We start from the raw sequence: 12,718 nt of genomic DNA on the forward strand, positions 1-12,718 counted from the left end.
CTAACGACGCGGGGAAGGATACTGCACGCCTGTACTCCGGCTTCCAACCGAAACTACTTCGTTGGCAGTCCCGCAGCGACGAGGTCGGCTACCTGTCGATCAATCACTGCAGAATTGATATGGAACGTCATATCGCGCCACCGCGTGGCCTTAAGCCACGGCTGCATGGCAAGCGCCTTGAGGACTTCACTGCGTGCATCGTCAGTTTTTCCAAGATGGACATCGTTGATGGCACGTAGCAGCGGAACGGTGATCAGGAAGTCTGACGCCTTCGTGATCAGTGCAGCAGATTCGGCGTACTTTTCGATATCCGTTAGGGCATTTGCCTTCATCACGAGATAGTAATCGGCGAAGTTTGGATCGTTCCTGAGCCCGTATTCTGCTCGCTCAATGGCCTTGTCTGTCAGGCCGCTGAAGCGGGCTGCTGATGAAAGGTCGCCGATGAGAAACGCGTCTCCGGGCGAAAGCGCAATCACCTCGTCGGCCCTGCGCAGAGACAGATCGAAGTTGCCCTCATGAGCGCTGACGTAGACGTTTGACCACAAACAGCTTTTTCTTGCGTCGGGTCCGAGGTTGGCCCGCGGAAGAACCTTTGCTTCCAGTTCGGACGCCATGCGCCAATGTTCGTCAGGCTTTTCGTCAAAGCCGAGGTTGGCCGCCAAGACGTGATCCCAAGCCAGTCCGCACGATAACAGCGACGAGTCGGGAAATTTGGCCAGGCCCTCAAGAATTATGTCCGTCGCCTTCACCAGGCTCTCGGGCGTGAACTGCCCGAAGAAGAAATTGGAGCGAAGGAAGAAGTCGTACTCTTCGAGATCCGGCGTGTCCTTTTCCCAGACCTTCTTGTATTCGCTGTCGTACATTTTTCCGCGCTGACCTCCGAGCGTGCCAATGATGCGTTCGATCGCCTCGTCCTGCATCATAAGCGGATCGCTTCCCGAGCGATCGAACTTTTCCGCCCAGAGATTTTCGCCTGTGCGCGCGTCGATCAGCTGCGCGGTGATCCGCACCCGCTCCGTCTCCTTCCAGATGCCGCCCTCGATCACGTAGGCCGCGTTCAACTGTTGGCCGATCTGGCGGACATCGGTTGGCTTGTCCTTGTAGACAAAGGTAGAGCTACGCGAGAGCACCTTAAGTTCGGTGACGCCTGCCAGCATCGAGATCAAATTGTCTGTCATGCCGTCGCTGAAATACTCCAGCTTCGGGTCGCCGCTCATGTTCTTGAACGGCAGAACCGCAACGGTCGGGATACCACCCTGGTCTATCTCGCGCTTTGTTCCATAGAACTGCCACCACGCCAGGACCGCTGTGACTGCTAAGACCAGCACCAGGAAGCTCGCCACGGCTGGCAGCCGCGAGCGGTTGCGGCTCGCGCGCCTGGGCCTAGCCTTGCCGCCGATCGTGACACGATAGGCCTCCACCGGCTCCGAGATATTCTTGACCTTCTGCGGGCCCATCGACTGAAAGCCGAAAGCCAGCTTCTTCTCAACCTCGCGCGCGACCTTTGCAGACACCCAGATGCCGCCAGGCTCGGCAAGTTGTTCTAGTCGCGCCGCGATATTTACGCCCTCGCCAAACCGATCGTCACCCTCGACAATCACCTCGCCAAGATTGACGCCGATGCGCACTTCCACGCGCTGGTCTTTCGGCAACGATGCGTTTCGCTCGGCCAGCCCACGTTGCAGCCAAACCGCGCATTCCATCGCCTCGACGACAGAAGAAAACTCCGCCAGCAGGCCGTCGCCCATCAGCTTGAAGATAGTGCCATGATGACGCGCTACTGTCGGTTCGAAAAGTTCCTTATGATCGGCGCGCACCCGTTCATGCGTACCCGCCTCGTCGCGCTCCATCATGGCAGAGTATCCGACAACGTCAGCAGCAAGGATGGCGGCGAGCTTGCGGTCCATTTCGGAGCACTCTGTCGGCGGCCAACCTCGGAGGCGAGGTGGCAAACCCTCCCGGTTCCAATCAGTTTCGCCTATCAGGACCTTACCCGCAAGCGGCTGCCGGTTACGAAACGACTTGATTGGGGCCGGACGCGGACTGTCGGCTATGGGAGAATCCGCCCGACTCCTTCCGATAGGCGAAAGTCGCTCTGGAAAAGCACCGCGGGGTCTTGAAATGGCACGACCGAGCCGGCGGGCGCATCGGCTCGGACTATTCCGCGTGGGAGCGCTCTAAGTCTCGATCGGGCGGAAAGTGGTCGCACACGGGAGCGGCCCAAGTAGGCTCATCTGCGCCAACAGGCGACTTGTGGATCAAGCTTGGAAGGCGGCTCCACCGAGCTTCGACACTAGGCCCAAATTAGCCCTCGCCGATGCTCCGGCTGCGCCAAAGGCTTGTTTGGATGCTTCAGCTTGGACCTGGTGGCTTGGCAACCGGGGGCAGTTCTAAACCGGTCGGGCGCGGCCAGACTTTCGAGTTTCAAGGTAAGCCGCCATGGATTTGCAATGATCTCCACGACGAAGCCATAGCGCTGGTTGCTCGCGCAACGCTAAGGGCGTCCTGGTGGCTGCTCCTGCGGAAACTTGTCTTCATGGACGATTGCCACGGCCCGCTCAAGATTGCCTCTCACCTCGAAACCGATCCAGTGTCCGTCCATCAGGTGCGTTTGTCTCGGACAGGCGAGGAAATAGTTCCCCGCCTGCTGGGCAACAAAGTTGAGTTGTCTCCTCTCATTAATTTTGATCCCCTCTAGCGGCGCGGTGTACGCCCCCCAAATCGCATCCTCAGCCTCCAACTTCACTGGCATCTCTGACCGAGCATAAACCCTGGTCACCATCAGACCGTGCCATTGATGAACTCGATCTGGACCGACCATTCTTCTGGCACGATGATCGTGAGATTGCCGTCCCAGTAGCCGTTGAAGTCGATAATGTCGGTCCGGATGTTGTCCCTGCGGTACCGCTCGACTTGGTTCCAATCGGCGACAATCTCGATAGCCACCGTCTTCGCTGCCGGATCGTTTTTGATCCAGCTCGGGACGAAAAGCTTCCCAGCCAGCGCAATTCCAGGCAACAATCCAAAGGCGAGAAGGGCAAGGTGGGCAAAGCGCGCCATCGCAATCAGAGGCTCCTCCCGAGCGGAGCGGCCGAGCTAAAGCGACCGCAATCGAAGTCGACTAGGCCCATCCTTCAACGAAGAGAATACCCCAAAACAAGATCCACACCAGCAAACCCCCTTTGGCGGAACGGAACAAAACTCGCCGTCGCCGGAGTCGCCTCCAAGTGAACGCCCCACCTCGCGCAGGCCGATGTCTGCCGCCGAAAAGCGAAGGAGGGGTAAGGTTATCGCGCCAAGCTGATCGCCGCTCGGCAAAGGTCTGTTTCTGGGCCTCGAGCCGTCGGTCTGCTTCGGATCAGCGGCTGGCCAAAGCCGACGTAGCTTGTCGGAAGCTCCCTAGCAAATGCCGGCTTCCTGATTTCCACGCCCGGAAGCGAACCGTCACAAATCCGCCATCTCAGGCATCACCTTGCAGACGGCCGGTTCGCCTTTTCGACGGCATAGGGTGTATGGAGCACCCGACGCCCCCACCCCTACCTCTGAAAATGCCCCAACCCGTTCTCATTGAGATAGTCCACCGTCATCACTCGCGCGCGAATGCCGCCGGGGGAACCGACGAACTTCACCGATGACAGCGAGCCGGTCGGCGCGTTCTCTCCGCGGGGCGTGAGGGCGTAGGTATCGCCGTCCCAGTGTTCGAGCGTGAACTGCATGGGCTTGGGGCCGAGTTCGAGCATCAGCTTGTCGCCATCGGCCCGCACGGTGGCGGTGTCGAAATAGTTGCTCGTATATTGGCCCTCGTAGAAGGATGGACTGCGCGCCTTGGCGGGGTTCGTCGGCTTGTCCTTGCCGGCGAGGTCGCCCACCGGCTTGTAATAGGCCATGAACCGCGGCTTGATGTAGGGATACCAGTCGCGGGTGACCTGGCCATATTGCACGATGTCCATGAAGCTGGCGGCGACCGCCTCGGCGGCGCCGACGGGGGAGCCGTTGGTGAGCACGACGATGCCGACATCGGCCGAGGGCAAGATCTGGAAGGTGGTGCCGGCGCCGAGCAGGAAAGCGCCGGAATGGCCCATGGTGGTGCGCCCATTGGCGTTCACCCCCACATTGAAGCCATAGCCATAGGTGCTGGCCCGCGTATCGGGCGTCTCGCCGCGGTAGGTCACGCTCTGCGGTGTGATGGCGGGCTGCAGGATCTTCGGGTCGATCATGGGCTGACCGTTATAGGTGCCGTCGCCAAGCAGCAGGATCATCCACTTGGCAAGATCCTGGACGCTGGAGGAGACGCCGCCCGCCGGCGCCTGCTGGTCGGGGTCGCGGTCATAGAGCGGCTCGAACACATTCTCCGCCACGCGCGCATGCAGCAGGGCGCGGTTCTTGCCGGCGGCAATGAAGTCCTCGTGCCGATAGCTGCTGGAGCGCATGCCGAGCGGATCGAACAACAGGCTCTTGGCCAGCGGCTCCCAAGGCTGTTTCTCGGCGTGGGCCACTGCCTCGGCGCCGATCGTCGTGCCGAAATTGGCGTAGTGATAGGAGATGCGGAAGGGATCAAGCGGCACCATCCACAGGCTCCCGACGATCTGCTTGCGCTGGAAGCCGAGATCCTCGAGTTCGTCGCCCGCCGCCATCGGCAGACCCGAGCGATGGGCGAAGAAATCGCCGATGGTGGCGTTGCCCGAGACATAGTCGAGATTGAGGCGAAAGCCGTCCCAGACCTTGCCGACCGGGGTATCCCAGTCGAAGCTGTGGTCCTTCGTCATGGCGATCGCGGCCACCGTGGCCGAGATCGACTTCGACACCGAGGCGACCTGGAAAATGGTGGTGCTGCTGACCTTAGAAGTGTCGTCCCGGTTGTCACGAAGGCCATAGCCCTCGTCAAAGATCATTTTGCCGCCATGCACCACCGCCACGGCGCAGCCGGGAACGTCGGATACTTCCTTGACTTTCTTGACGATGTCCGGCAGCGCGGCCAGCGCCTTCTCGACACCGCCGGGATACAGCTGCATAGCATCCTGCGGCGGCGATGGCCCAAGCTCCGGCACGTAGGACTGCGCGGCTGCCACGGCGGGCAGCATGGTAACGAGGGAAAGTACCAGGAGAGCTGCGACCTTCTTCATTCCATGTCCTCAAACTTGCACCGGCAGATGATCGGACCATACGCGGCAAGATGAAAGATGGTTGCGGCTATTTTCCAATGAAATGTTTAAGTTCAAAGATTAGACAGAGACGGCGGCTGCGTGTCATGTGATTTCGGAGTGGTGAAGTATCCGCGTTACCTACGCGCCCGGCAATTGGATGGGATTGGGCGGGAGAACGTCAACTTTCCAAGCCCGAGCGGCAAATGGCATCCGATCACGAGTTGTTCGCCAACGGGCTGGCGGCCAACCAGAAAGTCATCGAAGCCAACTATATGGCCCATCGCGAGGCCCTATGGCCTGCTGCATGGAGTCCGAGGGCCGAGGGGCCGGGACGCTTCGTCTTCGCCGATCTTGCCTGCGGCACGGGGCCGTTTGCTGTCCGTCCGGTTATTGCGGCGGGACCAGTTAAAGCCGCCGTTCGGCTCACGTGAAGAGTATCGGGCGCCGGCAGGCGTACGAAAGTCCCCGAGGAAGGAACCCGCGGGCCGCAGACGATGGCTATGGGGATTTCGGATTTCGGCAGATGTCGGCGATGGCGCGACCGCCGTCGGGAAGCGCTGGGGTGAATGCGGACAGACCGCTTCGTTGCGCCCCCGCGCGGTGTTGTCGGCTTGGTCGGCAGCTGGACGCGACCTCTTCAGCATCGAGGATCATCATGGACGTGCGTCGATCCGTTGCCGGAGGCTGAGTGCCTGCAGCTGAAGGCTGAACCATTCCATGCCGGGTCATGGCGTGCTGCTCCCGGTCGACCGGGAGCCGTGTGGTGGTCCGCGCGGTTGCCTCCACCGTTCAAACAGCTCGATGACGATGATGCGGCCGCCGCAGCACGGGCACGGCGGGCGGAAGTCGTCCGGTTCGTCGGGGTCGCCGTCGTCGGGCGGCGCGGCAGGGGCGATCGAGGGTCGCCCTCACTGACCCTCCTGGGTAAGTTGGAAGATACTGGCCGTCCGAGTAGGACCAACGTTAGTCAGCTCACAGTACGCGAAAGAAGCAAAAGAACCCGGTTGCGGCGGAAGAAATTCCCCCTGGTGCTTCCATGCGAGGCAGGTTTTGATCGTGTCGAAAGATTTTTGTTCTCGGCGTTCATCGATGCGGCCATCGACAAATACAAGAGAAATTACATGCGCGGTTGCATTTAGAGATTGAGGATCTGCTTTCGCAGCCGTTGGCACTGCCAAGAGAAGAGCCAGAGCGATGATGAGCTTGGTGCGATTCATGCCGTCCTCTGTTCATCCGGTGCTGCTGGGATCGCTTGGAGGCGAAGGCCGAATGGGCTAAACTAGGAAGCGCGCCAGGAAGGTGAAATGTCCCGAACGGCTCCTGAAATTGACCTGAAATCTGCTGAAACGATCACCTTCCGCGGTTTCGTCTTCCTGACCAAAAGCAAAGAACTCCGAACCGTCGAAGGCAAAGCGGTCAATCTTCGCAGCCAGTCCGCCGAGGTGCTCTCGGTGCTCGCGGCGCGACCGGGCGAAATCGTCTCCAAGGATGCGCTGATGCAGGCGGTTTGGCCCGAGACCTTCGTGACCGACGACAGCCTCACTCAATGCATTGCCGATATCCGCCGCGCGTTGGGGGACGACGCGCACGTGATGGTGGAAACCGTCCCAAAGAGAGGCTACCGACTGAACGCCGATCTATCGGACGCGGCGGACCCAAACGCCGCAGCCGGCACGGAACGTGCCAGGACACGATTCTCGCAGCGCGGCTTCATTCTTGCTGCACTCGCTCTCCTTGTGGCAGCGATCGGCGCATACTACGGCGCGGAAGCCTGGCGAGCCGCTCCCGTTCGTTCGAGCGACATGCCCAGGATTGGGATCCTTCCCTTCGACGACTTCAGTGCCGGTGTGGACAAGGGATATCTCAGCGATGCCGTTGCCGAGGGGATCATCACCGAGCTGGCGCGGAGCAAGACTTATGCCGTCATCGCCCGGAACTCGAGCTTCAGGTACCGCGGTAAGCCGATCGACGCCAGACAGATTGGAGATGAACTCGGCGTCGACTACCTGCTCGAAGGCAGCCAGCAGAAGATCGGAGACCGGCTGAAAGTGTCCGCCCAGTTGCTGAATGCGCATGACGGATCACATGTCTGGGCCAACTCCTACAACCGAGAGATTGGCGATCTTTTCGTCGTCCAGGAGGAAATCATCCGCACGCTTGCGGATCGGGTCGGAATAAGGATCGAGCGACCGTTGCCACAGAGCGATGCCGCGCAGGTCAGCGCGCTCCGCTATTACCTGATGGGGAGGGCCAAGATCGGAGAGGATATCTCAGCCGAGGGGAACGAGCTGTTAAGGCAGTTCAGCCTCAAGGCGATCGAAGAGGATCCGAACTCCCAGTTCGGCTATATCGGGCTGGCCTGGTACTATCGCAATGACGCGGTATTCGGGTGGCACGCGCAGGAACACAACCGGAACGAGGCGTTGAAACTCGCTGCCGAATACGCCGACAACGCCATCCTGCTCGCTCCTGATGACGCTGAAGCGCATGAGGTCCGCGCCAGCATCCACACCGAAGCCGGAGAGGTCGAGCAGGCCCTTGCCCAGTACGATCAGGCGATCGCCTTGAACCCGAGCAACTCGCATATCCTCGTCATGAGTACGAACGTGCTGCTGTATGTTGGCCGCGCCGACGAAGCGATCGATCGGATCGAGCAGGCCAAAGGCATCGATCCCTTCCACCCTAACTGGTTCCACTGGCAGATGGGCTGGGCGCTCTGGGAAAAGAATGATTGTGGGGCGGCGCTGGCTGCGATGCGGAAAATGTCCAGGATCCCGAGCGGCGCACAGCGCATGCTTGCGGGGATCCACGCTTGTCTAGGAAACAAGCGAGAGGCAAAGGAAGCGCTTGCGGTTTTCCTCCAGAACACTCCCAGTGAATCCATCAGTAAAGAACGCAGGGAGTGGGACAAGATTTGGACCGCACCCGGAAGCCTCAACCGCTGGATCAAGCAGATGCGGTTCGCGGGGTTGCCGGAGTGACGGCCGACCGTATGCGGCCCAGCAGAAGTCATGGGCTGCAAACGACCCTTGAAGTGGGCCACGAGCGCTGGTGGCCCTCACGCTCAGGGCGCCGATGCGTACCAAACACCTTCATTTCCTCAGTTTTATGTTGCGACTTGCCAGGCTGGCCGATGGCCAGCCTGATGCGGCCGCGGAGACGATCGCGGTAATGCCCCAGGCCCATCCGCGCTTCACACTCAAAGTCTTTCGTCGCTAGGAGCCCTACAGGGAGGCGGAGGTACTCGATTAGATTGTCACGCTCCTGCGCCGTGCCGGTATTCCGGACTGACCTTGGTCGTCTACTTGCCGCCTTGCCTGAACCAGTGACAGCTGCGTCCGCAATTACTATCCTGGCGACGCATGCCGCTGCGTCCGCTTCGGGGAATCAAAGAACGCGAGCCAGATGACCGACATTAGGCGCAAAGCAGCCATGCCGCCGTCGCCTGTGAGACTCTGCTTCGGGTCACAAGCAGAACAGCAGTCCCCTACGGCTCGTCCCTCTCATCGCGCAAATTAGACACAACGCGGCGGTTCTGCGACCTGCAGGCGGTGTCGGGGCACTCGCGGACGAGCCTGTCCTTGCCGTAGCCCTTGGCCCACATGCGGTTGCGGTCTATGCCGCCGGCGGCGAGGTAGTCCATCACCGCATCGGCGCGCTGCTGCGACAGCGCCATTTCACTTGCGCCGGGATCGTCGGCGAAACCCTGCAGCTTGAGCAGCCAGCGCGGATGCTTTGCTAGCCAGGCGATCTGGGTGTCGAGGGTGGCCTTGGCGACAGAATCGAGCGCGGCCGAACCTTGCGTGAAATAGGTGCGGCGGCCGACATTGAGGATAAAATCCTCCTCGCTGCCCGGCTGCACGTTCTGGAAGCCGGCAACCTCGGTGTTGGTGACGTCGGGCGTGGAAGGGGCCAGCGTGTTGCTGGTCGAGCAGGATGCGGCCAGCACCAGCAGGCCCGCGGCGAGCAGCCGGCGCGTGTTTTCAATCATGCGGTTCATGAGGCGCCAATCATTCGACAGTGGTGGAAGCGGGCGCCTGGTCGGCGATGTGCGGCAAGACCTGCACCGCGGTGCCGATCGGGCAGCGCTGGTAGAGGTCGATGATGTCTTCCGGGAACATGCGGATGCAGCCGCTAGAAGCGTCGGTGCCGATGCTCCACGGCTCCAGCGTGCCATGCAGACGGTAGCCGGTGTCGGCGCCGTTGCGGTGCAGATAGAGCGCGCGCGGCCCGAGCGGATTGTTGGACGCGCCGCCTGCGACCATGGGCGGTAGGTCCGGCTTGCGCTTACGCATTTCGGGGGGCGGGACCCATTGCGGCCACAGTGCGCGGCGGTCGATCGTCGCGCGGCCGTACCATTTGAAGCCGTCCTTGCCGACGCCGACGCCGTAGCGGATGGCGGTCTTGTTTTCCATGATGACGTAGAGGAAGTGGTGGCGGGTATCGACCACGACGGTGCCGACCGGCTCGCTGCTGAAATACTTGACGATCTGGCGATGCCATCTCTTGTCGATCTTGGCGAAGTTGGTCTTGCGATACACAAAATTGTTGTCGCTGGCGGTACCGGCGAAAAAGGATTTTGCCGCCGCTGCTTGAACAATATTGCTGGTTGCACCCACCGCGACCAGCGCCAGGCCGCCGAGCACGACATCCCTGCGTGATAAAACCATCGGCAATATTCCCCCCCATGCCAAAAGCCTGGCGGACCATAGTTGAGAATTACTTCGCCTCAAAGTGGAAAATGCTGCGTTGCTTCAGTCCGCCGTGTCCGGACATTCGGCAATTTGGCGGCGAGGGACCGAATTGTGGCAATCTTGCCGAGGACGAACGTCTAACCTAAACCCCATCCAGGATCTTAACCAAATTGGCGCGACTGTTTGGGACCGGGCGTAGTTGCGACATTTGCCCTATCCGGACGTGTGAGCGATGCCATGGGCATGATGCATGCTTTTTTTCGTTCGGTTGCTGCGATGATCGTGATGTCCGGCGTGGCAGGTTGCACCAGCATTTCCTACTACGCACAATCCTTGAAGGGTCACGTGGAGATCATGGCGGCGCGCCAGGATGTAGGAGAGCTGATCGACAATCCTTCGACCCCTGGGACATTGCGCGCTCGAATGGCATCGGCGAGCGCCATCCGACAGTTTGCGATAGATGAACTAGCGCTGCCGGACAACAATAGCTACCGCAGCTATGTTGACGTTGGTCGGGACGCGGTGACATGGGCCATCTTCGCAGCGCCGGAATTCTCGCTGACGCCACGAACATGGTGCTTTCCAGTGTTCGGATGCGTTCCGTACCGAGGATACTTCTCCAAAAGGTCTGCGATTGAAACCGCTGTCGAACTTCAGAGACAGGGCCTGGACGTCTATGTGACGGGCATCACTGCATATTCCACACTCGGCTGGTCAAGTGACCCGCTGCTAAGCACCATGCTCAGCCAAGATGAAGCGGGTTTTGCAGGGCTGGTGTTCCATGAGCTGGCCCACCAGCGCGTCTACGTACAGGACGATTCCGGGTTCAACGAAGCGTTCGCTACCGCTGTCGAAACAACCGGTGTAAGAAAATGGCTGCGCGCGAATGGGGATACTGCCGGTTTGCGCCGTTACGAAGCCGACCGGAGGCGCAGAGCTCAATTTCTTGCGCTGGTGTCGCAGACCCGAGACGAGCTAAGGCACGTCTATGACGACAGCGCTACCTCTGAGCAAAAGCGGGCCGCAAAGATAGCCGCGATCGAACGGCTGCGGATGCGCTACCGAGAGATGCGCGACAGTCGCTGGCGTGGATACCGGAGATACGATGTCTGGTTCGATTCTCCGATCAACAACGCGAAGCTCGCCGCGACTTCCGTCTACGGCGATCGGGTGGCGACGTTTCTCCGCTTGTTCGATTTGTGTTCGGGCGACTATCCACGATTCTTCGCGTCGGTTCGATGGATAGGAGCGTTAGACAAATCTGACCGCGCCGAAGCGCTCAAAGCGGCAGATTCATGCGATTGAGCCGGTCAAATCCGCAAGCCAGAAGCGGCGAATCGGTCGCTGATGTACTCGGCAGCCGGAGCAGGTGATTGAATTGACCATTTGTCGGCCGATTTCCTAGATGCTTTGACGTCGGCGGGGCCGGAAGCTGCATGCCGGCCTACAGAAGCCAAAAGCGGACTTGCCTGAACTCCCCGCGGGATCTTGGACCACAATGATTGCCGGCGGGCCGTGGCACCTCAGCGTGCGCCCCTACGAGGCCGAAAACCTCACGCTCACGCCGCGCTGCCGAAAATAAGCCTGCATTAGCTTGCGGCCCGAACGGTTGTTCTGCGCCAGCCTGGTCGGATCGAACACCGCTTGTTCTATCCCCTCTCGCGCCAGCGCTGCTTTGAGCGCCGCGATATGTGCGTCGATGTCGGCATTGTTCACCCGGAGCGATGCATAGATGCTGTCGGTCGCCTCGGCCACGGTCGGCTCGCTCACGGGTGTACTCCTTTGGCTATTCGGGCGGCGGCTTAGCACAGATCAGCGGCTTCGCCGATACCGATAAGACGGCTAGATGGGCGGCAACAGTGTTCCTTGGGGTCGGTTGTGAATCATGGGTTCCGCCTGAGTCGGAGATCGCAAGCCATGTCGACAGGAACGAGTCAGGAGGATTGGACGCACACGTTAGAGTATCCGGGCTTGCCTGCCGCGACGCGGGCGGGCGATGGCTCCGCCCGGGCGTGGCCTGAGGAAGTTCACCTCAAATTGCTCTTCGGAAACAGCACGCGATCGGGTTTTGCATCCATTCGCGCCAGCATTTCCTGGGCGACAGGGTCGGCCTGGCGCTCGACTGCGGCCCCGGCTGGATGCTGCCCGATGCAATCAAGTTCGCTCGCGCGGTCGAGAAGTACAATTTGATGTGGCTCGAGGACATGCTGACCGGCGACTATGTGCCGTGGGTCAATCCGCAGGCCTATCGGGAACTGACCACCTCAACCTCGACGCCAATTCATACCGGCGAGCAGATATACCTGCGGCACAATTTCAAGGAGCTGATCGAAACGCAGGCGGTGCGCGTCATCGGCCCCGATCCGGCCGATATTGGCGGCATTGCCGAGCTCAAATGGGTCGCCGAGCACGCCTGTATGCACTCGATCCTGATGGCACCGCACGGCACCGCGAACGGCCTTCTCGGCCTCGGCGCGCTGATCAATGTCTGCGCCACCCTGCCCGCCAACTTCATTGCCTTCGAATACCCGAGCGCCTCCGACCCCTGGTGGGAGGACCTCGTAATCGGCCTGCCGTCGCAGATCGTGAAGGACAGCATGGTGGACCTGCTGCAAGCGCCGGGGCTGGGCCTCGATATCGACGCCGAAGCAGGCAGGAAGTATCTCCGGGAAGAGGATGCAGGCTTCTTCGACTGAACCATCCTTCTTGCGCCACCCAGCACCACGCGGACCGCTTCACGCAACCTGTCATCCGAAATGACCGTTTCGGGGCCGGAAGCGGACTTGCGGCTTGGAGGCTTGGAATGTGAGAAGCGGACGTTCAGGCGCCCCCATGCATCGACGCGATCTGACCCATTCACGACAGTCGAAATCACGGTGA

The 12,718-nt window shown here is 60.5% G+C and carries 10 protein-coding genes and 2 pseudogenes; 4 read left to right on the top strand and 8 right to left on the bottom strand.

Going from position 1 to position 12,718, the window contains the following annotated elements; all coding sequences use genetic code 11:
• Positions 1 to 53: 53 nt before the first annotated feature.
• The 3 genes from NKJ73_RS15135 to NKJ73_RS15145 form a co-directional block, all read right to left on the bottom strand.
• Complete coding sequence (locus NKJ73_RS15135) at positions 54 to 1,907, bottom strand: adenylate/guanylate cyclase domain-containing protein (RefSeq protein WP_352458388.1); 1,854 nt, start codon at positions 1,905 to 1,907, stop codon at positions 54 to 56.
• 874 nt (positions 1,908 to 2,781) lie between these two features.
• Complete coding sequence (locus tag NKJ73_RS15140; RefSeq protein WP_352569986.1) at positions 2,782 to 3,060, bottom strand: sulfocyanin-like copper-binding protein; 279 nt, start codon at positions 3,058 to 3,060, stop codon at positions 2,782 to 2,784.
• A 476-nt stretch (positions 3,061 to 3,536) separates the two neighbouring features.
• Positions 3,537 to 5,123, bottom strand: a complete 1,587-nt coding sequence (locus NKJ73_RS15145; RefSeq protein WP_352569988.1) for a serine hydrolase — start codon at positions 5,121 to 5,123, stop codon at positions 3,537 to 3,539.
• Positions 5,124 to 5,347: 224 nt separating this feature from the next.
• On the opposite strand from NKJ73_RS15145, the gene NKJ73_RS15150 reads away from it, so the two are divergent.
• Positions 5,348 to 5,575: a hypothetical protein gene (locus NKJ73_RS15150; protein ID WP_352458385.1), complete on the top strand. Its 228-nt coding sequence runs from the start codon at positions 5,348 to 5,350 to the stop codon at positions 5,573 to 5,575.
• Positions 5,576 to 5,869: 294 nt separating this feature from the next.
• On the opposite strand, the pseudogene NKJ73_RS34230 reads toward NKJ73_RS15150, so the two are convergent.
• Both NKJ73_RS34230 and NKJ73_RS15155 read right to left on the bottom strand, forming a co-directional pair.
• A pseudogene (locus NKJ73_RS34230) lies at positions 5,870 to 6,031 on the bottom strand (IS91 family transposase); the annotation flags it as partial.
• A gap of 21 nt (positions 6,032 to 6,052) precedes the next feature.
• Entirely contained in the window at positions 6,053 to 6,361 is a 309-nt protein-coding gene (locus NKJ73_RS15155) for a hypothetical protein (protein ID WP_352458384.1), read from the bottom strand.
• A gap of 87 nt (positions 6,362 to 6,448) precedes the next feature.
• On the opposite strand from NKJ73_RS15155, the gene NKJ73_RS15160 reads away from it, so the two are divergent.
• Positions 6,449 to 8,125: a winged helix-turn-helix domain-containing tetratricopeptide repeat protein gene (locus NKJ73_RS15160; protein ID WP_352458383.1), complete on the top strand. Its 1,677-nt coding sequence runs from the start codon at positions 6,449 to 6,451 to the stop codon at positions 8,123 to 8,125.
• Positions 8,126 to 8,631: 506 nt separating this feature from the next.
• Here the strand turns inward: NKJ73_RS15160 and NKJ73_RS15165 are convergent.
• Positions 8,632 to 9,144 (bottom strand): OmpA family protein, encoded by a 513-nt coding sequence (locus NKJ73_RS15165; RefSeq protein ID WP_023679243.1) that lies wholly within the window; start codon positions 9,142 to 9,144, stop codon positions 8,632 to 8,634.
• A gap of 10 nt (positions 9,145 to 9,154) precedes the next feature.
• The gene (locus NKJ73_RS15170) at positions 9,155 to 9,814 is read right to left on the bottom strand and encodes a L,D-transpeptidase (RefSeq protein WP_352569990.1); all 660 of its coding nucleotides are present in this window, start codon (positions 9,812 to 9,814) and stop codon (positions 9,155 to 9,157) included.
• Positions 9,815 to 10,075: 261 nt separating this feature from the next.
• On the opposite strand from NKJ73_RS15170, the gene NKJ73_RS15175 reads away from it, so the two are divergent.
• The gene (locus tag NKJ73_RS15175; protein ID WP_352569992.1) at positions 10,076 to 11,143 is read left to right on the top strand and encodes an aminopeptidase; all 1,068 of its coding nucleotides are present in this window, start codon (positions 10,076 to 10,078) and stop codon (positions 11,141 to 11,143) included.
• A gap of 231 nt (positions 11,144 to 11,374) precedes the next feature.
• On the opposite strand, the gene NKJ73_RS15180 is transcribed toward NKJ73_RS15175, so the two are convergent.
• A complete protein-coding gene (locus tag NKJ73_RS15180) occupies positions 11,375 to 11,608 on the bottom strand; it encodes a hypothetical protein (protein WP_023679240.1) in 234 nt (77 codons plus the stop codon).
• Between the two features lie 320 nt (positions 11,609 to 11,928).
• Between NKJ73_RS15180 and NKJ73_RS15185 the strand changes: the two are divergent.
• Positions 11,929 to 12,534, top strand: a pseudogene (locus NKJ73_RS15185) (enolase C-terminal domain-like protein); the annotation flags it as partial.
• Positions 12,535 to 12,718: the final 184 nt, after the last annotated feature.

Source organism: Mesorhizobium sp. M0074 (assembly GCF_040322975.1).
In the GTDB taxonomy this organism is placed as follows: domain Bacteria; phylum Pseudomonadota; class Alphaproteobacteria; order Rhizobiales; family Rhizobiaceae; genus Mesorhizobium.